The 22,749-nt window shown below is 43.0% G+C and carries 14 protein-coding genes; 12 read left to right on the forward strand and 2 right to left on the reverse strand.

The window, feature by feature from the left end; translation table 11 throughout:
- Positions 1 to 23: 23 nt before the first annotated feature.
- Positions 24 to 2,792: a carboxylesterase family protein gene (locus G586_RS27365; RefSeq protein WP_081674289.1), complete on the reverse strand. Its 2,769-nt coding sequence runs from the start codon at positions 2,790 to 2,792 to the stop codon at positions 24 to 26.
- A 249-nt stretch (positions 2,793 to 3,041) separates the two neighbouring features.
- Here G586_RS27365 and G586_RS22250 point away from each other — a divergent pair, with 249 nt between their 5' ends.
- Together G586_RS22250 and G586_RS0108660 are read left to right on the forward strand one after the other, a co-directional pair.
- Positions 3,042 to 4,514, forward strand: a complete 1,473-nt coding sequence (locus tag G586_RS22250) for a glycoside hydrolase family 43 protein (RefSeq protein WP_081674290.1) — start codon at positions 3,042 to 3,044, stop codon at positions 4,512 to 4,514.
- Positions 4,511 to 6,082 (forward strand): glycoside hydrolase family 43 protein, encoded by a 1,572-nt coding sequence (locus tag G586_RS0108660; protein WP_026527448.1) that lies wholly within the window; start codon positions 4,511 to 4,513, stop codon positions 6,080 to 6,082. The genes G586_RS22250 and G586_RS0108660 overlap by 4 nt, the downstream gene beginning before the upstream one ends.
- A gap of 219 nt (positions 6,083 to 6,301) precedes the next feature.
- On the opposite strand, the gene G586_RS22255 is transcribed toward G586_RS0108660, so the two are convergent.
- Positions 6,302 to 7,279: a helix-turn-helix transcriptional regulator gene (locus G586_RS22255; RefSeq protein ID WP_051204661.1), complete on the reverse strand. Its 978-nt coding sequence runs from the start codon at positions 7,277 to 7,279 to the stop codon at positions 6,302 to 6,304.
- 501 nt (positions 7,280 to 7,780) lie between these two features.
- Here G586_RS22255 and G586_RS0108670 point away from each other — a divergent pair.
- The 10 genes from G586_RS0108670 to G586_RS0108715 all read left to right on the forward strand — a co-directional run bounded on the left by G586_RS0108670 (position 7,781) and on the right by G586_RS0108715 (position 22,684).
- Entirely contained in the window at positions 7,781 to 9,325 is a 1,545-nt protein-coding gene (locus G586_RS0108670) for an endo-1,4-beta-xylanase (RefSeq protein WP_026527449.1), read from the forward strand.
- An 18-nt stretch (positions 9,326 to 9,343) separates the two neighbouring features.
- Positions 9,344 to 12,289: an extracellular solute-binding protein gene (locus G586_RS0108675; RefSeq protein WP_026527450.1), complete on the forward strand. Its 2,946-nt coding sequence runs from the start codon at positions 9,344 to 9,346 to the stop codon at positions 12,287 to 12,289.
- A 46-nt stretch (positions 12,290 to 12,335) separates the two neighbouring features.
- Positions 12,336 to 13,274 (forward strand): carbohydrate ABC transporter permease, encoded by a 939-nt coding sequence (locus G586_RS0108680; protein ID WP_026527451.1) that lies wholly within the window; start codon positions 12,336 to 12,338, stop codon positions 13,272 to 13,274.
- 1 nt (position 13,275) lies between these two features.
- Complete coding sequence (locus tag G586_RS0108685) at positions 13,276 to 14,193, forward strand: carbohydrate ABC transporter permease (protein ID WP_081674291.1); 918 nt, start codon at positions 13,276 to 13,278, stop codon at positions 14,191 to 14,193.
- A 37-nt stretch (positions 14,194 to 14,230) separates the two neighbouring features.
- Positions 14,231 to 15,754 carry an NHL repeat-containing protein gene (locus tag G586_RS0108690; protein WP_026527453.1) on the forward strand — a complete coding sequence of 508 codons (1,524 nt, stop codon included), beginning with the start codon at positions 14,231 to 14,233 and terminating at the stop codon, positions 15,752 to 15,754.
- Positions 15,754 to 16,404 carry a YIP1 family protein gene (locus G586_RS0108695; protein WP_026527454.1) on the forward strand — a complete coding sequence of 217 codons (651 nt, stop codon included), beginning with the start codon at positions 15,754 to 15,756 and terminating at the stop codon, positions 16,402 to 16,404. Before G586_RS0108690 ends, G586_RS0108695 begins: the two co-directional genes overlap by 1 nt.
- A 21-nt stretch (positions 16,405 to 16,425) precedes the next feature.
- Positions 16,426 to 19,008: a DUF5696 domain-containing protein gene (locus G586_RS0108700; RefSeq protein ID WP_155834073.1), complete on the forward strand. Its 2,583-nt coding sequence runs from the start codon at positions 16,426 to 16,428 to the stop codon at positions 19,006 to 19,008.
- 14 nt (positions 19,009 to 19,022) lie between these two features.
- Positions 19,023 to 19,934, forward strand: a complete 912-nt coding sequence (locus tag G586_RS0108705; RefSeq protein WP_026527456.1) for a carbohydrate ABC transporter permease — start codon at positions 19,023 to 19,025, stop codon at positions 19,932 to 19,934.
- Positions 19,927 to 20,973: a carbohydrate ABC transporter permease gene (locus tag G586_RS0108710; RefSeq protein ID WP_242831992.1), complete on the forward strand. Its 1,047-nt coding sequence runs from the start codon at positions 19,927 to 19,929 to the stop codon at positions 20,971 to 20,973. The genes G586_RS0108705 and G586_RS0108710 overlap by 8 nt, the downstream gene beginning before the upstream one ends.
- A gap of 166 nt (positions 20,974 to 21,139) precedes the next feature.
- Positions 21,140 to 22,684, forward strand: a complete 1,545-nt coding sequence (locus tag G586_RS0108715) for an ABC transporter substrate-binding protein (RefSeq protein ID WP_026527458.1) — start codon at positions 21,140 to 21,142, stop codon at positions 22,682 to 22,684.
- Positions 22,685 to 22,749 lie beyond the last annotated feature (65 nt).

A 22,749-nucleotide genomic window follows, 5' to 3' on the forward strand; every position in this document is an offset into this window, starting at 1 on the left:
GTCGTTTATATCTAAGTTATTTATCAGTGTAAAAACTCGAAGCTCTTAAGGGAACCGCTTCCGCTTCCTACAAAGGTGAGATACAGTGCATTCACACCGGTTATGGGAGCAAAGCTGCAGGTTCCTTCTTTCCAGATGTTCTGAGAATCAACTTTGATCTCTCCAAGGACCTCTCCATCCCATTTTGTTTTAACCTGGACAACTCCGTTGAAATAGCCTCTGGTTTTGATTTTAAGGCCTGTTACAGCCTTCATATCGAAGTATTTGAAGCCTGCTGTGGAATTGTTGCAAAACTGTCTTATATAGCCGATTTCGGGGTCTCCGTCGCCGCCATCCTGAACGATTCTGGGACCCTCGTGGCCAACGTAAATATCGTGGTTCTCGGTAAACAGGTTGCAGGCGATATATGCGGGATATTCACCAACATCACAGAGAGGACCACCATTAAGTCCACAGGATGTAATCTCGGGCTGAATGATGCTTCCGTCTGCCTTAAATTCAAGGGGTTCAGCGCAGCCCTGTCTGCAGTACCAGGTGTTGTTTGTGTGTCTGTGATAGAAGATATACCATGCATCCTTTATCTGAACCATGCTTCCGTGGTTATTTGCACCGCTTGCCATGGACATTGAAGCCTCTTTGTAGGAATCAATGTGCATATCGCAGTTGCTTACAATCACACCACCATAGGTGAAGGGACCTTCGGGGCTGTCTGATGTAGAGTAGCAAAGTTCATGCATCACCTCTGATGAGTAGATAAAGTAGTATTTGCCATCCTTTTTGCGAATAGAAGGCGCTTCGAAGAAGGCATGCCCTTCATACTCTGTTCCCTGGCTGTAGCAGCTCCCGGGAGCTACGATAACCGGTGCCTTTTCAACAGTGAGCATATCCGGTCCAAGTACTGTGAGCATTGCGCCGTGGCGGCTCTTGTCGCCCTGTCCGCAGAAGCCTGTGAAGAGGTAGGTCTTGTCACCTTCTGTGAGTACACCGGGATCAAACTGAGGCTCATCACCTTCCTTATCTCCGAGCTTTGTTCCGTCCGGATAGTGAACATAGCCGAGGAACTCGTATTTTCCTGCAGGTGTATCACATACTGCAACAGAAACGATTGATATTTTATCAAGTACATAATACAGATAATATCTGCCATCAGGGCCAACTGTAACGTCGGGTGCGTAGAGGCACATATGTCCGTCTTTGTTCAGCGGATCAGCTGTTTTAGGATAAATTACACCCTCATAGTGCCAATCACCGAGATTATCTACAGGTGCTGACCAGCATACATAATCACCAAGGCAGAAGGTCTCGCCGTTGTAAAGGTCATGTGAGCCATAAACATAGACTCTGTCGCCAAATACGTAGGGCTCGCCATCCGGAATATACTCCCAGGAGGGCAGATAGGGGTTAACTGCCTGTTTTTTGCCTGTAGGAACCAGTCTTATGCCGCCTTCCTTCTGAGGAACAGCTCCGCGTCCGTCAAACTGCATTTCAGCGCGATTTTCGTTGGTATAAGGCTCCCAAAGAGGAAGATCCTGACCATCCCAGCCTTTGCCGTTAGGATCGCCTGTTTTGATGAAATTAGCGAACATATCGCACATTTGTCTGGCAAGATCAAAATGGCGTCCTTTAAAAGGTCTCCAGCATTTTCCAAGTGATTCGAAGAAGAACCAGAGATCAACAGAGTGGAAGGTTCCGGGAGTATCGTCACCTGGCATATCGGGATCGAATCTATAGTAATAATGGTTCTGATTTCTGTTATTTTTCTCAGCTTCAAGGAAAACTGTCTTAACGGACATCTCAACGCTGCTCTCACCATCAATCTGGAACTCATCTGAGGTGTTGCCTGAAATTACGGGAACAGGAGCATTTCTGCCCTCAAGGAACTTGGTTGTAGGATCCTCCTTGCAGAATACACCGTCCTGAATAGGGAACATACGGGGGTGATTCTGGACAAATTCGCCGTATTTTTCTCTGAGAGTAAATACATCGATTTTTCTTGCTTCTTCAAGTGATTTTACTCCAATAAACTCAAAGAACTCTTCGCCAAGCTTCTCAGCCCCAGCTAAATCAAGGGGTTTAAAAATATCATCTGTCATTTTAGGGTGGTGGATCATACCACTCATAACAACTGCGCCCTTGATTTTGTCAAAGTTATCGTCGCATGCGAGCTGATGCATTGTGCTGCCGCCGCCTGCGGACTGGCCTGCAATAGTGATCTGCTCGGGATTACCACCAAAAGCAGCAATATTTCTGTAAACCCACTCAAGACCTGCCTTCTGGTCGAGGAGACCGAAGTTACCGGGAGCCTCGGGAGCTTCCTTGGTGATCTCGGGATGAGCCAGGAATCCAAGGTGATTTAAGCGATAGTTGACGCTTACTACGATAACGCCGCGTCTTGCCAGCTTTTCTCCATCAAATTCCATCTCGGCTGTGTAACCCCACTGAAAACCGCCGCCAAAGTACCATACAAGTACAGGGAGCTTCTCGTCTGCCTTTTTAGCAGGTGTCCAAACATTGAGGTAGAGGCAGTCCTCATCCATGGGAATCTCGGGATCTACGTGCCATTCCCTGCAGTAGAGGTCTGTTCCCAGGCCGGGTGTATCCTGGACGGAAATAGGACCATATTCAAATGCCTCTAAAACACCTTCCCAATTATTGCAGGGCTGAGGTGCGCGCCATCTGTTTTCACCAACAGGCGGAGCTGCAAATGGTATTCCTTTGAAAACGGTGACTCTGGGGTCGGAGCCGGGAAGGCCTCTAACCTCTCCGTTTTCTACTTTTGTCTGTCTTAACATGTTTTACAACCTCCATATAGAAAAAAGTTTCTTGTATACCTTATTCATACTTTGATTGTAGCTATATTGCTTTTTGAAGGTCTATGCGAATCTTGCTATTTGTTTTCTAAAGATTGCTATGTACTACGCAATTTGTGCAAAAAATTCCGCAATTAGTTTGTGGCAAGGTGCAATAGATGACAATAAAATTTATTATAGACTAGTGTAAATATAGGGTTTTGCGTATTTCGCAAGATTTGGGAGGTAAAAATGCAGGTTTTAGAAGCGCAAACTGTAGAAGAAATTTTTAGTAATATTCAGCTTAAAAAGGCTGTTAAGGGGCTTAAGGATCACAATCCTGTTATGACACAGAGATTCGGCGCAGATCCCTACGCTCTTGTATATAATGGAAGAGTTTATCTTTACATGACAGGCGATATGCCTACTTATGATGCTGATGGGAAGCTCCAGGAGAATACCTACGGCAATATCAATATTATCAATGTTATTTCATCAGAAGATCTCGTTAACTGGACAGATCACGGTACTGTTTATGCTGCTTCTGAGACCGGTGCAGCAACATGGGGCGCTAATTCATGGGCTCCCGCTGCAGCTTATAAGAACATAGACGGAAAAGACAGATTTTTCCTTTATTTTGCTAATAACGGAAACGGAATAGCAGTTCTTTCAGCAGACAGCCCGGTGGGACCTTTCACAGATCCAATAAACGGACCTCTTATTTCAAGAAAAACTCCTAATTGTGCGGAGGTTACATGGCTTTTTGATCCCGCAGTCCTTATGGATGACGACGGAAGTGCATATATATATGTAGGTGGCGGCGTTCCTTCAATTGAGAAGGCTGCAAATCCCGGCACAGCACGTGTTGCTAAGCTTGGCGATGATATGATCAGCCTTGCATGCGATCCGCAGCCTATTGAGAATGTGCCTTTCCTGTTTGAGGATTCCGGTATCAACAAGATGGGAGATAAATATTATTATTCATATTGCTCCAACTTCAGTATGAAGCCTGAGGATGAGGAGAAGGCAGGCTATAACCAGGGTGAAATCGTAACACTTGTTTCTGAATCACCTATGGGACCTTTTGAAGTATACAAGCCTGTTTTGAAGAATCCTGAGTATTTCTTTGGCCGCGGAGGTAACAACCACCATTGCATGTTCGATTTCAAGGGTAATTGGTATATCACTTACCATTCAAGAATCCTTGAAGAGGCAATGGATATGAACGGTGGATATAGAAGCACAAATATCGACGTTCTTGAAGTGAAGGATGGTGGTCCGTCTGTTTCGAAGGGAACAAGAAGCGGAGTCAAGCAGCTTTCATATCTTAATCCCTATGACGATGTTAAGGCAGTTACAATGGCTAATTGCGCGGGAGTTGAGACTAGACAGTATGGCGAAGAGGCAGAGAAATATGGCTCAGGAGATATGATCGTCACAGGCATATCCGACGGAAGCTGGATCAGCGTAATGGGGGCTGATTTTGGCAATGCAAAACCTTTTGAATTAAGTGTTAAACTGGGCGGCGATGGCACTGGTGCTATCCGAGTAAGCCTTGACAGTCCGGATGGGGAAGTACTGGCATATGTTCCGGTAGAGGCCATGAACGGCGAAGTTGAGGATGTTTTTGTGTCACTTAAGTGTGTTCCTGAGGGAGTACATGATGTTTACTTTACATTCGCAGGAACAGGGTATGAATTTCTTTCATGGAGATTTATAAAATGATTAGAGAAAAAGTTTCTTTGGGGACAATCAATCCAGTAATACCAACGGATTATCCGGATCCTGATGTGATTCGGGTGGGGGATACATACTATCTTGCAAGTACAACTATGCACTTTTTTCCCGGGTGTGAGATATTAAAATCTCATGATCTTCTGCACTGGGAGCATGCTTCCTATGTGTATGACAGATTGGATGACACTCCAGGACAGTGCCTTAAAAATGATGAAAATATCTATGGTAAAGGAATGTGGGCGCCTTGCTTAAGATTTCATAACGGAAGCTATTATTTAAGCTTTTGTGCCAACGACACGCATAAAACCTATCTATATAAAGCAAGCTCCATATATGGACCCTGGAAGAAGCAGTATATTGAAGGCTTTTATCACGATGCCAGCATTCTTTTTGATGATGACAGAGTTTTCATCGCTTATGGAAACCGAGAGATCAAACTGGTAGAGCTTGACAATGATCTCAAGGGACCTAAAAAGGGCGGGCTTCAGAGGACTCTTGTAAAGGAAGAGAATAATAACGTTCTCGCATATGAGGGTTGTCACTTCTATAAGATAAATGACAAATATTATCTGTTTCTTATTCATTCATTGCCGGATAGATGGATGAGAACACAGAACTATTTTGTATCATCTTCTCTCGAGGGTGAATTCCATGGTGGAGAGATATTCTGTGATGATATGGGATATTTCGGACAGGGCGTTGCACAGGGCGGAATTGTCGATACGCCAGATGGACACTGGTTTACGATGCTTTTCCAGGATAGAGGAGGAGTTGGAAGAACACCGTTCCTTCTTCCACTCAGATGGAAGGGTGCAGTTCCGTTTATTGAGGAAAATGGTAAGCTTCCTGCTGAGATCGAGATCTGCAATTCGATACCTGATTATGAATATATGTCACTTACCGGAAGTGATGATTTCAGCGAAGGTTCAAAAGCTTCTGATAAAGCGGATGGAAGAAAGACAGAAAGCTCTGAGTTTGACAGCTTTGGAATGAGAAGCTTCTGGCAGTTTAATCATCAGCCTGAGATTTCGCTTGTAAAGCAAGATGTGAAAAAGAAAAGACTTTTGATTAAGACCGATAGATTATGTGATAAGTTTGATAAGGCAATCAACACGCTGACTCAGCGCATGACGCTACCTCGAAGCAGAGCGAGTGTTATCGTAAATGTTGAGGGTTTAAAGATAGGCGACAGAGCAGGACTTGGCGTTTTGTGCGAAGAATACTGCTATCTGGCTATTGAGAAAACAGAAAAAGGAAATGAGCTTCTTCTTATAAGTAAGGAGAATGGTGAAGAGGTTGAAAAACTCAGAGAAACCTTGGGAAATGAGAAGGCGTATTCACTAAGAATTGATGCAAATACCTTCGCTTTGGTTGGAAATGCAACAATTTTCTGGAAGAGACTTCCCGAAAAAGAGTTTAAGCCGGTTCCTTTCTCAAAGAGCCTGCAGTTTACCCTTGCTCATTTTGTCGGATGCAGATTTGCGCTCTTTATGTTCAGCACTAAAGAGTCCGGCGGTACGGCAGAATTTAGCGATTTTAAATATGAGATATACTAAAAAGTCTTCCCCCACAGGGGGAAGATGTCAGCGAAGCTGACAGATGAGGGGATACCTCATCCGCCGGTTTCACCGGCACCTTCCCCTCAAGGGAAGGCTTTATCAATTCGTTAGCATATTTCTCTCGCAGGAAAGATTTTAAATAACCCTCCCAAAAGAAAGGATTTAAACAATCTTTTCTCTGGGAGGGCTTTAAATAATCTTTTTCTAAGAAATACTTTAGATAATCCTTGTTGCGACTGCATCTTCTTCAGATACAGGAGTTTCTTCATTGTTCTTGTTGTGTCTGAACAGTGCTCGATATTCGCCCGGTGTGCAACCTTTCTTCGTTTTAAACGTACGATTGAAGGTTGAGATGCTTGAAAAGCCCGCCTGAAGCGCAACATCTGTTATTGAAAGATCATGCTGAGAAAGCAGGATCTCGGACGCTTTGATGCGGCGGCCAATCAAATAGTCATAGAAGGTACAGTTCATGTATTCTTTGAATAATCTGGTGAAGTGGAACTTGGAAAATCCGCTGAAATCGGCCACTTCGTCCAAAGTAAGGTCTTCTGTGTAATGCTCATCGATGTATTCAAGAACGCCATTCAATCTTGTGAAATAATCTCTGCGCTTGTTCGGGCTGCTCTCGGTGAACAGATGAATCTGATTGAGCTGACACCTGGTAAGCAAAGTAAAGGCCTGCAGGAGGTTAGCATAAATTGAGAACTCGTAAAACTCTGTATTTTGGAAGTATTCGTTCCAGATCTGAGTAAACAGATCATAAATCTCGCTGTATACCGGCGCATAGGTCTCAGGAGTTATGTGGATGCAGCTGTTTTTAACAAAGAGCATACCTGTATAATCCTTAACCTGTGAAAAGAAATCTACATTAAAAAGGCATATGAAACGAGCGCCGCTCTCGGGAGCGTGCAAATGATGCATTTTTCTGGGAGAAATCATAAGGATCTCGCCGGGAAGAATGTGATGCGGCTCGTTATCGATGTCTACATCATAGTAGTTATCGATAGGAATAATAACCTCCATGGCATCATGCCAGTGGGGGAGATAATCGCTGGTTTGTACGTTGTACCAGATACGGACGGATGCATCCTTGGGAAAGATGCTGTTTTCCTTCTCAGCGACCATAACCCTGTTTCTAAAGTCAGTATTCTGCTGATAAAAATTTAGATTGAGATTTTCTTTCTTGTTTTTCATGGTATCCTCGAAAATTATGAAACCAATATTTGACAAACAGATATTGGCAACAAATGTGCAATAATTGCTAAAAGCAATCCTTCAATTTGAAACTTTAGCATATATTGCTAAGACTATCAAACGGAAAATGCAGTGTTTTAGCAACTTTGTGAAATGCATACAAGTTTAATTATCAAATTTTGTAGCTAAAAACGCAATAATTGAGGATTAGATAGCAACAAAGTGGAAGAAATTTTTGCCGAAGTACTATATTCATATGTTGCGATTATGAACGAAATATGTTCCTTCTATAAACTAAATATAAACAACTGATGCTTCTTTGAAAATGATATTGTATAATATTAACAAAAACGGGAATCCTTTTTTGGAAACTATAAAGCAATAAGCGCACATGGAAAAGCAAAATGTGATAAGCACGATACCGCACAAAAGGCTAAGCTATAGTAACAGCACAGCTTATAAGACTTTTAGCAAATTTTGAGAAGCAGAAAGGAATATTTCATGAAGAAATATGATCTTATAAAGCGCCGGAGGATTGGCGCGGCGGTATTGCTGGCTACAGCGGCGATAATCGGCGCAGGATGCGGACAATCCTCTGTGGGAGGCAATACTGCGACGAGCAATAATGATCAAATAACCGCAACATCTGATGATTCAAATACAAATAATGAAGAAAAAGATGAATCGGTGAATGATTCTGCTGAAAATGCTTCAAATATGCAAGAAGATGTTGCTGAGGAAGCAGATAATATAGAGGTTGCCGAAGAGACAGAAACGGATAGCACAGAAGCAGATACTGATGGTACCGAAGAGAGCGCAGAGGACAGCGAAGAAGAACTTCCTTCATTAAAGGATAGTGTTGAGAAGAAAATGGGTTGCCGATTCGGATGCGCAATAACGGGCCAGGAACCATGGGACATTGAAAACTGGAATATAGTAACAAAACACTTTAACTGCGTAACACTTGGTAATGAGTTAAAACCGGATTCACTTTTCGGATACAGTAATGCCAAGTGCCCCGGAACAGAAGATGTGGAGCTTAACGGCGAGACGATAACGGTTCCGGTTTTGAGTTTTAAGAATCCTGAGAAAATCCTTGATAAGATTCTTAAATGGAATGAAACACATCCTGATCAGTCACTTCAGGTAAGAGGACATGTTTTACTGTGGCATTCACAGACGCCCGAGTGGTTCTTCCATGAAGACTATGATAAAGAGAAGCCTTACGTAACGGCTGAGGTGATGGATAAGCGTCAGGAATGGTACATAAAAACAGTACTTGAACATTTCGTAGGTGATGACAGTCCATATAAAGATCTGTTTTATGGATGGGATGTTGTAAATGAAGCAATATCCGATTCGACAGGAACCTACAGAACAGATACTGAGAGGCCGGATGAGGATCTCTTACAGGATACTCACGGAGGAAACTCCAGTTGGTGGCATGTATATCAGAACGAAAGCTTCATTATTAATGCTTTCAGATATGCAAACAAATATGCACCTGAGTCATTAGAGCTTTACTACAATGACTACAATGAGTGCGATGCCAAGAAGAGAGGTGGAATCATTGAGCTTCTCAAGGCAGTTAAGGCTGAGGAAGGCGCTCCCGGAGAGGGTACGAGACTTACCGCAATGGGAATGCAGGGACATTACAGTGTAACCGGTCCTTCCAGCACAGAATTTGAAAACGCTATCAAAGCCTACGGTGAGGTTGTAGAGAACATTCAGATAACAGAATGGGATCTCTCAGCCAGCGATTCCTACGACAGCTCAGATCCTGCTTCGGTTGAAGAAGAATATGAGAAAAACAGAAAGCAGTACAACTTACTGTACTACGCACTGCAGTCGGCTCAGAACTCAGGAGCTGCCAAGGTGACGGGAATGACTTTCTGGGGAACAATCGATAAGTACTCATGGCTTCAGTTCCGTTCCAATGTGGGCGGCGGTAATAAATCGGGTCAGTCACAATGCCCGTTGTTGTTTGACAGTAAATATGAGCCTAAACCGTGTTTCTGGGTATTTGCAGATACGGACACGGAATAAAAGAGTTTGGTGGATAACATGAAAAAGACTTCCAGAACAATTTTAATAACAGTCGGCGTTATAGCAGCCCTTGTAGTTGTGTGCGTGCTGATGTCGATGAGAGGTATTGAAACCTTCCATTATAAATATGAAGGAGCAGATCTCACGAGAGATGTTGAGGGAATGGAGAGAACAGGTACTTATACGAACTACCTGCTCGACCATGAAAATGCAGACAGACCTAGCGAGTCAATAGAGGTAGACATCTTTGATAACCAGAGCGAGGGCGATGTTCACGAAGAACAGAATCCCGAGGGTGATGTAGACCAGGCTCTTTACACAGGAGCAGATTCAAAGGTGACTTGGAAAGTCAATGTTCCTAAAGCAGGTCTTTACAACATTTACGTTAATTACTTCCTTCCCGAGTCCAGAGGAGTTGTTGCAGAAAGGTCCGTACTAATAAATGGGCAGGAACCTTTCGAGGATGCAAAGAACATCACCTTTACAAGAATCTGGACAGACGGCGGAGAAGTTAAGGTAGATAACCAGGGCAATCAGATAAGACCCACACAGGTTGAGGTATTTGATTGGCAGAGTGCTTACTTCAGAGATGATATGGGATTTGTTACAGAACCCTATCAGTTCTTCTTTGAACAGGGTGAGAATGAACTTACACTCCAGGCAGTAAACGAGCCAATGATCATCTCAGAACTTGTTGTAAAAGCCATTGAGAATCAGAAGACATATGCTGAATACGCAGCAGAGGTTGCCGGAAAAGATGGTTCAGATACAGCAAAGAGCTATATTCAGGAGATCCAGGGTGAGGATTCAACCTTAAGATCAGAATCTTCATTATATGCAAAATATGACAGAGCTTCACCGACAACAGTTCCTAACAGTGTAACAACAACAGTTCTTAACTATGTAGGTGGTGACAGCTGGAGAAGTTCAGGTCAGTGGATCGAGTGGGATTTTGAAGTTCCTGAAGATGGTTTATACAACCTTATGATCAAGGGACGTCAGAACTACTCGAGAGGTATCGTTTCAAGTAGAAAGGTACTTATCGATGGAGAGGTTCCTTTTAAAGAACTTAATGCAGTAGCTTTTCCTTTTGAAAACGATTGGAACTGCCTTGAGCTCGCTGATGAAAGCGGAACACCTTATGACATTTACCTCGCCAAGGGTAAGCACACCATCAGATTGGAAGCTACTCTTGGAGGAGTTGGTAGCATCCTTGAGGAACTTGAGGATTCAACCTTCAGACTTAATCAGATTTACAGAAGAATCCTGGTTTACACAGGTACAAACCCGGATATTTACAGAGACTATCATATAGAAAAAACCTATCCTGAGATTATGGAAGCTATGGAGCTTGAGTCAAAGCGTCTTTACAAGATAGTAGACGACATGACAGAGTTCACCGGTCAGAAAGCAGACCAGATCGCTTCTGCTCAGACAGTAGCACAGCAGCTTGAAAGATTCTGTGAGAAACCTCAGAAGATAACAACTGAGTTCGTATCATTTAAAGATAACATCACAGCGCTTGGTACAGCTTCACTTAATATGAGTGATACAAAGCTCGATGTGGACTACCTTGTAGTATCAGGCAAAGGCGTAACACCTAAGAAGGACAAGGCCAACTTTTTCTCAAAGGCCGGACATGAGATCGCTTCATTTGTTGCTTCCTTCTTTGTAGATTACAACTCAGTCGGTGATGTTTACGATGCTAAGGGATCAGACAAAGTAGTTAAGGTATGGATCCTCACAGGTCGTGATCAGGGTACAATCCTTAAGTCCATGGTTGATGATACATTCACACCTCAGACAGGAGTTAAGGTTAACGTAGAAATTGTTGCTCCCGACGCACTTCTTAATGCAGTACTTGCGGGAAGAGGACCTAACGTAGTTCTTTCAGTCGGAGCAGACCAGCCTGTAAACTATGCGCTCCGTGGCGCGGCTGAGGATATCACTCAGTTCGAGGGTTGGGAAGATGTAATGGCTCACTACTCAGAGAGTTCATACGAGCAGTACCGTCTCGACGGACACATTTACGGTGTACCTGAGACACAGACCTTCAACGTAATGTTCTATAGAAAAGACGTACTTGAAGAGCTTGGACTTGAGCCTCCGCAGACATGGCAGGAACTTATTGAGATGATGCCCACAATTCAGGGTCACAACCTCTCAGTCGGAATTCCTACCGCAGCAGGTAACAGTTCAACAGCAACAGCATCAACAGCAATCATGTCTAACCAGCCTGACCTTGCGATGTACTTCTCACTTCTTTACCAGAACGGTGGAGATATGTACAACGAAGCAGGTACCAAGACAACAGTTAATACAGAGGCTGGTGTTAAGGCATTCGATGAGTATGTAAGATACTTCAATGACTACGGTCTGCCGGTTATTTATGACTTTGTCAGCCGATTCAGATCAGGAGAAATGCCGATTGGCGTATCACCGTACTCAACATACAACACACTAATGGTATCAGCACCTGAGATCAGAGGCCTTTGGGACTTCACACTGATCCCCGGAACAGAGAAAGCCGATGGCACAATCGATCGTTCCGACTTCATCACAGGTAGTGCGACCATGATGATCAGAGAAGAAGATGAAGAACTTCGAAATCTGTCATGGGAGTTCATGAAGTGGTGGGCAGAGCCTGATACACAGGTAAGATTTGGTAGAGAGATCGAAGCACTTCTTGGTTCATCTGCAAGATATGCAACAGCTAACAGAGATGCATTCAAGAACCTGTCCTGGAGTGCTGAAGATATAAAAGTACTTGATGAACAGTGGGATCAGACAGTTGGTATCAGAGAGGTTCCCGGCGGATACTTCACCGGACGTCACATTGCCAACGCAATACGTAAGGTAATTAACGAAAAGGTTGATTCCCGAGAAGCAATTATCGATTACTCGATCTTTATCGATGAAGAAATCGTGAAGAAGAGGAAAGAGTTTGGAATGCCAATAGAATAACCTATGGCATGAGCACAATATCCCGAGAAATTTTAGGAGAGAAAGAATGAAAGAGTATCTTCAAAAATATATCACCTTGCGGAAGCACGAAGCAAAGGTGGCATATAAAAAGGCTAAAAATCGAAAAATGTGCTATCTCTTTCTGGCACCCTACGCGATTTTGTTTACAATGTTTTATATTTTTCCGGTTTTGGCATCCATATACTTTAGTTTCACATATTACAACGTATTGGAAGCACCGCGATTTATCGGTCTGCAGAATTACATCAGCCTGATTCTGCAGGACGACATCTTCCTTATCGGTGTGAAGAACACTCTGCTGATTGCAGTGATTACCGGACCGCTTGGCTACATAATGTCCTTCCTTTTTGCCTGGCTGATTAATGAATTGCCAAGATGGGTTCGAAGTATAGCAGTCATGGTGTTTTACGCACCGTCAATCGCGGGAAACTGTTTCGTTATCTTCTCTGTACTGTTCAGAGGTGATGCGTACGGTCACGTAAATGCACTTTTGATGAAGTGGGGAATAATTGATACACCTATCCTCTGGCTCGTAAATCCTCAGTACATGCTTCCTATATGTATGCTGGTTATCCTGTGGATGAGCCTTGGTTCAGGATTCCTTTCCTTCGTAGCCGGCCTTCAGGGTGTAGACAGATCTCAGTTCGAAGCCGGTTATATGGATGGTGTAAAGAACCGTTGGCAGGAGCTTTGGTTCATCACACTTCCTAACATGAAGCCCATGTTGATGTTCGGTGCGGTTATGTCAATAACACAGGCATTCAACGTAGCTGATGTAACAATGCAGCTCTGCGGATTCCCCAGTACGGATTACGCAGCAAGAACAATCGTAGCGCACCTTATCGACTACGGTTCACAGAGATATGAAATGGGATATGCATGTGCAATCGCAACAATCCTGTTCTTAATGATGATCTTATGCAACAAAGCAATTCAAAGTCTCTTGAGGAGAGTGGGAACCTGACATGAGTAAAGATATTAACAAGAAAAAAATACAAAAAGAAGAGAAGGAACAGGTTTACCGTAAGAAGCTGATCAAAAAAAGGAAACCTAACAGATCAATTTGGGGTGATTTCTTCCTTTATTTGTTCCTGGTTCTGGTAGCTGTTATCATGGCATTCCCGATCGTGTATGCGGTGAGCAGTGCTTTGAAACCTTTGGATGAGCTGTTTAAGTTCCCGCCTACGATTTTCCCGAAGCATCCTACCATGGACAACTTTTCGGATCTGTTTGTAACAATGGGTAAATCCTGGGTAACATTCTCAAGATACCTGTTTAACACAGTATTTATCACATTTGTTGGTACATTTGGACATCTGATCATTTCTTCAATGGCAGCATTCGTACTTGCTAAGTATGAATTCCCCGGAAATCAGACGTTCTTCAAAATAGTAACAGTAGCGATGATGTTCACAGGATATGTTACAGCAATCCCGAACTACATCATATTGAACAAACTGGGATGGATTGATACCTACTGGGCAATCATAATACCGGCGTTCGCAGCTCCTATGGGACTCTTCCTTATGAAGCAGTTCATGGAAGGTCTTCCGACATCACTTATTGAGGCAGCCAAGATCGATGGTGCCAACGAGTGGAAGGTATTCACAGGAATCGTAATGCCGAACGTTAAACCCGCATGGATGACACTTATCATCTTCTCAGTACAGAGGCTTTGGAATGACAGAGCAGCGACCTTTATCTACTCCGAAGAGAAGAAAACCCTGGTATTTGCACTTCAGCAGATCCAGAGCGGTGGTATCGCAAGAACAGGTCAGGGTGCAGCCGTACTGGTTGTAGTAATGATCGTTCCGATTATCATCTTCGTATTCTCTCAGAGCCAGATCCTCGAGACAATGGCTAGTTCCGGTCTGAAGGATTGATGATTTTAATACCATACCATTTGGAAAGGTGCAAGTTATGCAGACTATGAAAAAAATCGTAAAAGGGGCCGCAGCTGTTATTGCCGGTGTGATGATGCTTACAGCAACTCCTTTAACGGCATATGCAGGTGAATATGGATACACCTACAACTATGACTGGTGGGGAGATGTTCAGGAAAGTCCTGATTTCTACTCAGTATGTAAGGTGTTCACAGGAAGTGATCTCGGCCTTGAGACAAACTTAAAAAGTCCTGACGGAATATTTGCTGATGGCGATAAGTTATACCTCTGCGACAGCGGAAATAACAGAATTATCGAACTTCACAGATCAGCCGCAGAGAAGCTTGAGGTTGTAAGAATAATTGATTCATTTACGGGAGATACAGATGTAACAACATTCTCAAATCCCACAGATGTATCTGTTGCTGAGAACGGCGACTTCTATATTGCAGATCAGGGCAATGCCAGAGTATTAAAACTCGACAAGGATCTGAACTACATAATGGAGTTCACAAAGCCTGACGACAACACACTTGATCCCAGCCTTGTATTCCAGCCTAAGAAGCTTGCAATTGATACCGCAGGTCGTGTGTACTGCATAGCTACAGGAATCAACAAAGGTCTTATCAAGTATGAGGCTGATGGAACCTTCTCAGGATTTGTAGGAGCTACCAAGGTTCAGTTTAACTGGACAGACTATATTTGGAAGAAGTTCGCTTCACAGGCACAGAGAGCCAAGATGGAATCCTTCGTTCCTACTGAGTATGAAAACATCTTCATGGATTATGAAGGCTTCATATATGCAACAATGGCTCTTAATGAGGACAAGGCAAGTAAGACAGACAGTGCTGTAAGAAAGCTTAACCTCCTTGGAAACGACATCATCGTTAGTAACGGTGAATGGGGACTTAACGGTGACCTTTACTGGGGATCCGGCGGTGGATATGAAGGACCTTCAATCTTCACTGACGTAACAGTTATGGATAATGACATTTACGTATGTCTCGACAGAAACCGTGGAAGATGCTTCGCATATGACGATCAGGGTAACATCGTATTCTGCTTCGGTGGAAACGGTAACATGAACGGATATTTCAGAAGACCCACAGCAATCGACTCCATAGGTCATGACCTTTATGTAGTAGATGCTTTAGACAACTCAATTACTGTATTTGTTCCTACAGATTTTGGTAAACAGGTTTACAACGCAGTAGAGCAGTTTGATCTTGGTGAATATGAAAAGTCCGGTCAATCCTGGGAAAACGTAATGAAGGAGAACGGTAACTACGATCTCGCATATATCGGAATCGGAAGAGCACTTCTTCGTCAGAAGCAATATAAAGAAGCAATGAAGTACTTTGAGCTTAAGTACGATGATGAGAACTACTCAAAGGCATATAAGCAGTACCGTAAGATATGGGTTGAAGATCATATTGTAATAATCGTTTTGGTTATCCTGGCACTTTTCGTTGTGCCCATGGTAATCGGTAAGACCAAGAAGATTAAGCATGAGATTGACACTGCAGATATTTTCATGAATGTACAGGACGGAGAAAAATAATGGCAGCTATCGCAAAAGATAAATATGATCGATATATTGACTCGCTGAAGTTCGCTTTATACTGTATCTCTCATCCGCTTGACGGATTCTGGGATCTTACACATGAAAAGAGAGGAACTTACGCAGCAGCAAACACAATACTGTTTTTAACGATACTAATAAGAATACTAAAGCTGAGATACACAAGTTTCATTTTTGTACAAGTATACTGGGAAGATCTTAATATCTTCCTGTATATAGCAAGTATCCTGTTTCCGCTTTCACTTTGGGTAGTCGGAAACTGGGGACTCACAACATTGTTTGATGGTAAGGGACGACTTGGACAGGTTTATATGGCAACATGCTACGCGCTTACACCATATCCGCTTATCCAGTTCCCGCTGATGATATTCAGTAACTTCGTAACTGTAGATGAAGCAGAGTTTTACGCCATGGTAAGTGCTATTTCACTTGTATGGGCAGCGCTTCTTGTTATAGCTGCGATGGGACAGATACACGAGTATTCAGCCGGAAAGAACTTACTGTTCACAGTAGCAACACTCTTTTCAATGCTGGTAATGATTTTCATACTGATGATCTTCTTTAGTATGATTTCTCAGGGAGTTTCCTATTTCATATCTCTGGGCAAGGAATTCTTATTCCGACTATAGGAATTACGGATGGGAGCAGACATGAAAGAAACAACGAAAAATGTAATAGGATCAATTATCAAACGACTTATAGGTCCTATAATAATATGTGCTTTGATATTGGTTGCCGTACTTTATATCGTAAGTGTAAAAGACCAAAACGCTGAAGAAGCGGCAATTGCTCCGTATTCGTACGAGGGCGGTGAAGACACTGTAGTGATTGAGAATGACAAGCTGAAGATGGAGATGGATCCCGCTACAACTCAGTTCACAATCACAGTTAAGGAAACCGGCAAGGTATGGCGCTCAAATCCGGAGAATGCTGCAAACGATACAATTGCTCTTCCGGAAGAGAAAGCAAACCTTCAGTCTCCACTGATTATGTCATATGCGGTTACTACCGGTCTTGAGACAACCTATAATACACACAGCTACAGTACATCAAATCAGATATATAACATCACTCAGGAGGGTGATTCCATAAGAGTAGATTACTCACTCGGTGATGTTATCAAGGAATATATAATTCCACCTGTTATCACAAAAGATGGCCTTGATACCTGGCTTGATAAGATGGATAAAGAGTCAGTTAACTTTATTCAGCAGTACTATAAAAAGTACGATATCAACAAGCTTGGTAAGAAGGATGAGGGCAATAAGGATGAGCTCCTTGCAAATTACCCTCTGATGGCAGATAACGTTATCTACGTTCTTCGTGACACAACAAAAGAGAACGTTAGAAAGAAGATGGAGAAGTCCTTCGAGGAAGTAGGATACACATATGATGATTATCTTGCTGACAAGGCAAATGACCTTTCCTCCAAGAATTCAGACAAGCCTATCTTCAACGTAAGTATGGTTTATAAGTTAGACGGAAATGACCTTGTTGTAGAAGTACCTATGTCAGACATGCAGTATCACAAGGATACACCGATCTACACAGTTACTCCTCTTCCGTATTTCGGAGCCGGAGCACAGGATGAGCAGGGATTCATGCTTGTACCTGAAGGCGGCGGAGCAACAATCAACTTCAACAATGGTAAAGTATCACAGAGCAGTTATTACACAAACGTTTATGGATGGGATATGTGTCTCTCCAGAGATGCGGTTGTACATAACACAAGAGCTTACTACGGAGTATTTGGTGTTTCCGAGGGTGAAAACTCCTTCATCTGTATTCTTGAAGAGGGAAGCCCTTACGCATCAATCCAGGCTGACATAAGCGGTAAAAATAACACCTACAATTATGTTAATGCCGTATACAGCGTTTGCCAGAGAGAGCAGTACGACGTAGGTGACATCGCAAACAGTGATGTATTTGAATATGTTCCTTCTCTTCCGGATGAAACTCTTACAAGAAGATATTCATTCATCAATTCCGGAAGTTATGTAGATATGGCTAAGGAATATGGCTCATATCTTGAGGATAAATATGGTGATTCTCTCACAATGAATACAGATGAGAACGCACCTGTAGCAATCGAGATCGTTGGTGCTATCGATAAGGTAAGACAGATTCTCGGTATGCCCATCAAGAGACCTCTTAAGCTCACAACTTATAAAGAAGCAGCTGATATCGTAAAGGATCTTAGTGACAACGGCGTATCCAACATGTCAGTCAAGCTTACAGGTTGGTGCAACGGCGGTGTAGACCAGAAGCTTCTTAAAAAAGCTAAGCCGATAATGGCTCTTGGTAGCAAGAAAGACATTAAGAACCTTGTAAAGGTTGGAGAGGAAACCGGTTCAAAGGTTTACCTCAACGGAATAACACAGTATGCGAACGAATCAAATCTTCTTGATGGATTCTTCTCATACAGAGACGCAGCAAAGCTCATAAGTAAAGAGCAGGCTAAGCTTTACGATTATAGCCATATAACCTATGCACAGAGAGAGAATTCAGATCATCTGTATTACCTTCTCCACACAAAGATGGCGATGGCTATAGCTGATAATTTCGCTAAGACATGTAGCAATTACAATGCTGGCGTAAGCTTCCAGGATATGGGTGAGGATATTTCCTCAGACTTCTACAGGAAGAATATGCAGAGCCGTCAGAGCGTAAAGGCTCAGCAGGAAGAAGAGTTCAAGAAGATCCAGTCTGAAGGAACTCCGATAATGATCAACATGGGTAATGACTTTGCAGTACCATACGCAAGCATGGTTACAGGCATGGATCTGAGAGGCTCTGAGTACACAATCCTTGATCAGTGCATACCTTTCTATCAGCTTGCAGTACACGGCAGAGTAGATTATACAGGAAAATCCATCAACATCGGTGGAAATCAGGAAGATGAACTGCTTTACAGCGCAGAGTATGGCGCAGGTTTACACTTCACATTCATGAAAGAGACTTCCTTTGCAACACAGAAGACTCTTTACACTGAGTACTATGGTGCAAACTATGATTCCTGGAAGGATAAGGCAATCGAGATGTACACAAGATACAACAAAGAGCTCGGCCATACCTTCAATCAGGAAATGGTAGATCACGAAAATATAACAGAAGATTTATCCCGCACAGCGTATGCGGATGGTACAAATGTCTATGTAAATTACGGTTACAGTGATGCACAGACACCGGACGGACAGACAGTTCCTGCCAGAGATTATCTGGTTATCAGATGAGAGGAAATGGTTTTATGGAAAAGCAGAAAAGGAAGAAAGTCGTAGGACTGCAAAAAAGAAAAGCAAAAGCCGGATATGCCTTTATAGCACCTTTTATCATTGGCTTTCTGGTATTCATGGTTAAACCGCTCTGGCAGTCACTTCACATGAGTTTTTGTGAAGTAGAGTTGGGAGCCGGAAACTTTAAGCAGACATGGGTTGGAATTACCAATTTCATATATGCTTTCAGAGTAGATCCTGAATTCAACAGACTACTTGTTGAAGAGTTCTCAAGAATGATCGTATACTCTCTTGCAATCATCGTGTTCAGCTTCTTTGTTGCTCTGATTCTTAATCAGAAGTTCAAGGGACGTGCACTGGTAAGAGCAATCTTCTTCCTTCCGGTTATCCTTTCATCAGGTGTAATCGTTGGACTTGAGTCAAACAACCAGCTTATGGCAGCCCTTGCAGCTACAATTGAGCAGACAACACAGGGCGTAAGCGTAACAGCTGCTTTGGAAAGTATACTTCGTACAGCAGGTGTTGGTATCAGAGCTTATGAAAAGGTATTTGAAGTTATTGATAACATCTATGATGTAGCTATCGCTTCAGGTATTCAGATCATCATCTTCCTTTCAGGTCTTCAGAGTATCTCTACAAGTATGTATGAGGCTGCAGACATTGAAGGATGTACAAAGTGGGAGAGCCTTTGGAAAATTACTTTCCCGATGATCAGTTCACTTTTCCTTGTTAACTGGCTCTATACAGTAGTTGATTTCTGTATGCGTACTGATAATCAGGTTATCAAGAAGATACAGAAGGTAATGGTGGATCAGATGCAATATGGCAATGCTTCTGCAATGTCATGGATATACTTCGTAATTGTCCTTGCATTCGTTGGAATTACATCTCTTGTTATTTCGAAGGGAGTTTACTACTATGACTGATATGGCATTAGCACAGAAGATGAGTGCCAAGCAAAGCAAAAAAATAGAAAGAGATCACGCAAAAAAAGATTTTTGGGAAAGAAACAAACTTTCTGGCGGATATCTCTTAAAAAAGCGTATAATGGATATTGCTGTGAGCATTTGCAGATTCATTCTGTTATTCGGAATGTGCTTCATGATCTTACAGCCTATCCTCAACAAGATTTCTGTAAGTTTCATGACAGAGCAGGATTTGTACAACCCGATAGTTATTGCTATTCCTGAGCATTTTACTACCGCCAATTACAGACTTGCAGCAGAGCTTATGAATTACAGCCAGTCGCTTGTGAACTCAATTATTATTTCACTTACGATTGCGTTATTGCAGATCACCGTCTGCGTACTGGTTGGATATGGATTTGCCAGATTTGATTTCCCTTTCAAGAAATTCTGGTTTGCAGCAGTTATCCTTGTAATCCTTATCCCTCCGCAGACAATTGCCAGCTCATTGCATCTGCACTTCAGATTCTTTGATATTTTGGGATTGTTCCAGCTTACAACCGGAAGTACCCTTAACCTCAGAGGTTCAGTAATTCCTTACTACCTTATGAGTGCCGGCTGTATGGGACTTAAGAACGGACTTTACATCTTCATCATCAGACAGTTTTTCAGAGGACTCCCTGTAGACCTTGAAGAGGCTGCATACGTTGATGGATGCGGAATGCTTAAGACATTCGTTAGGATCATGCTTCCTCAGGCTAAGCCGCCTATTACATCATGCTTCTTGTTCGCATTTGTATGGCAGTGGACTGATGGATTCTATTCAAGACTGTTCCTTGGTAACACAAAGCTTGTAAGTACAAGCCTTTCAAGAATCATCGATAGCCTGGGTGCTTATATCCAGCGTATCAACGGTGTTAAGACAACAGTATCAGTTGCTTACTCCAACTGTATTCTTGCAACAGGAACACTTATGATCATCATGCCTCTCATCATTCTCTATCTGTTCGCTCAGAGAGCATTCGTTGAGAGTATTGCTAACACAGGTATCAAGATGTAAAAAAATCTTCTTGCGTCTTTAGGGTGGCGAAGAAGTAAAAAATATTTTTTTCTTATCAGGGAATGCCCATTTGCCCTGGTTGCACCCGGGAATGCGCCGGGGCAGATGGCTTCTATATAACAAAAAACAGAGATTATTTTTAATCTCAATTAAAAGGAGGACAAACATGAAAAGGGCATTAACCAAAAAAGTTACTGCTGCTATTACACTTGCAGCAATGACAATGAGTGCTGTTGGATGTGGAGCTACTTCAAATGGTGGAGACGCTACAACTGCAACATCAACTGAGACAGCTGCAGAGGACACAGCAGCTACAACTGAAGAGAGCACAGAGGCTGAGGATACAGCTGAAGAAGCTGAGGCTGAAGAGGCAGAGGCTGAGGAAGCTGATGCAGAGGAAGCTGAAGAAGAGACAAGTGATCTCTGGGAAGTAAAGACAGATGCTGATGGAAATCCTATCGATCTCGGCGGTATGGAAATCATCATTCGTGACTGGTGGTCAGGCGACCCGACAGAGCCCGCTAACGATTATGAAGAGGCTCAGCAGGAGTACAGAGACTGGATCCAGGAGACATATAACTTCACAATTAAGCAGCAGGCTATTTCTGACTGGGGTTCAACACCTGCAGATTTCGTAGATTATGCTACAACAGGCGGCGACGAGAACTACATCTGGATTCTTCGTGCTGATCCGGCTATCACATCTGCTATGTCAAATGGTCTTATGTATGACCTTTCTACACTTGATTGCCTTGACTTCTCAAAGGAGAAGTTCCAGAGAAACCTGCTTCATGAGCAGTTCTCAAAGGATGGCAAGATCTACGCTATGTATGCTGGCTATTCAGAGCCCAGAACAGGTATCTACTTCAACAAGAGACTTCTTACAGAAGCTGGTATCGATCCTGAGTCAATCTATGATATGCAGGCAGACGGAACATGGACATGGGATGCTTTCGAGGATCTCCTTTCCAAGGTTCAGCGTGATACAGATAACGACGGTGTTATCGATGTTTACGGTATGACACTTAACGAAGGTAACATGACAACTCAGGCTATCTTCTCAAACGGCGGCGACCTTGTTGGTAAGGACGCAAGCGGCAAGTACACATATGATCTTGAGAGCCCTGAGACTCTTGAGGCACTTGAGTGGACTGTTGATATGTTCACAAAGTACGATGCAGAAGTAGCTAACCCTGAGGGTGCTGAGTGGGATTATTATAAAGAGCAGTTCATCAATGGTCAGGCTGCATTCATGCCTGAGGATGAGTATGCTGGATGCCCCGGTAACTTCCTTATCGATATGGAAGACGAAGTTGGTTTCGTAATGTTCCCGAAGGGACCTAAGGGCAAGGATTACATCAACGTATGGACAAACAACCCGGTTGCAATTCCTGCTTGCTATGATGCTGACAAGGCTTGGAAGCTTGCATTCGCTTGGGATCTTTGGACAAACCAGCCTGAAGGCTACGAGGATTACAACGGAAACATTTCTACAGCTCGCAATGGTATCTTCGATTCCAGATCAGTTGATGAGACAATCACAATGATGACTCAGCCTGAGCACGGCACAATCGCTTACCACGGCATGATTCCTAACATGGATGTCGGAGCTGACTTCATCTGGAACATCACACCTGGTTGTGTAGTTTCTGAGCAGGTTGAAGCTATCGCTGATACATGGAAGGCTTATGTAGAAGAGGCTAATAAATAATTAGATCTGCTTAACTCGATAAGTAGAGAATCTGAGGGGCGGCTTTAAGAAGTCGCCCCTTATTT

This window comes from Butyrivibrio sp. VCD2006 (assembly GCF_000423925.1).
Lineage (GTDB): Bacteria > Bacillota > Clostridia > Lachnospirales > Lachnospiraceae > Butyrivibrio.

Coding starts and splice junctions, on each gene's coding strand:
- G586_RS27365 (WP_081674289.1), bottom strand. CDS start 2,792: ATGTTAAGACAGACAAAAGTAGAAAACGGAGAGGTTAGAGGCCTTCCC.
- G586_RS22250 (WP_081674290.1), top strand. CDS start 3,042: ATGCAGGTTTTAGAAGCGCAAACTGTAGAAGAAATTTTTAGTAATATT.
- G586_RS0108660 (WP_026527448.1), top strand. CDS start 4,511: ATGATTAGAGAAAAAGTTTCTTTGGGGACAATCAATCCAGTAATACCA.
- G586_RS22255 (WP_051204661.1), bottom strand. CDS start 7,279: ATGAAAAACAAGAAAGAAAATCTCAATCTAAATTTTTATCAGCAGAAT.
- G586_RS0108670 (WP_026527449.1), top strand. CDS start 7,781: ATGAAGAAATATGATCTTATAAAGCGCCGGAGGATTGGCGCGGCGGTA.
- G586_RS0108675 (WP_026527450.1), top strand. CDS start 9,344: ATGAAAAAGACTTCCAGAACAATTTTAATAACAGTCGGCGTTATAGCA.
- G586_RS0108680 (WP_026527451.1), top strand. CDS start 12,336: ATGAAAGAGTATCTTCAAAAATATATCACCTTGCGGAAGCACGAAGCA.
- G586_RS0108685 (WP_081674291.1), top strand. CDS start 13,276: ATGAGTAAAGATATTAACAAGAAAAAAATACAAAAAGAAGAGAAGGAA.
- G586_RS0108690 (WP_026527453.1), top strand. CDS start 14,231: ATGCAGACTATGAAAAAAATCGTAAAAGGGGCCGCAGCTGTTATTGCC.
- G586_RS0108695 (WP_026527454.1), top strand. CDS start 15,754: ATGGCAGCTATCGCAAAAGATAAATATGATCGATATATTGACTCGCTG.
- G586_RS0108700 (WP_155834073.1), top strand. CDS start 16,426: ATGAAAGAAACAACGAAAAATGTAATAGGATCAATTATCAAACGACTT.
- G586_RS0108705 (WP_026527456.1), top strand. CDS start 19,023: ATGGAAAAGCAGAAAAGGAAGAAAGTCGTAGGACTGCAAAAAAGAAAA.
- G586_RS0108710 (WP_242831992.1), top strand. CDS start 19,927: ATGACTGATATGGCATTAGCACAGAAGATGAGTGCCAAGCAAAGCAAA.
- G586_RS0108715 (WP_026527458.1), top strand. CDS start 21,140: ATGAAAAGGGCATTAACCAAAAAAGTTACTGCTGCTATTACACTTGCA.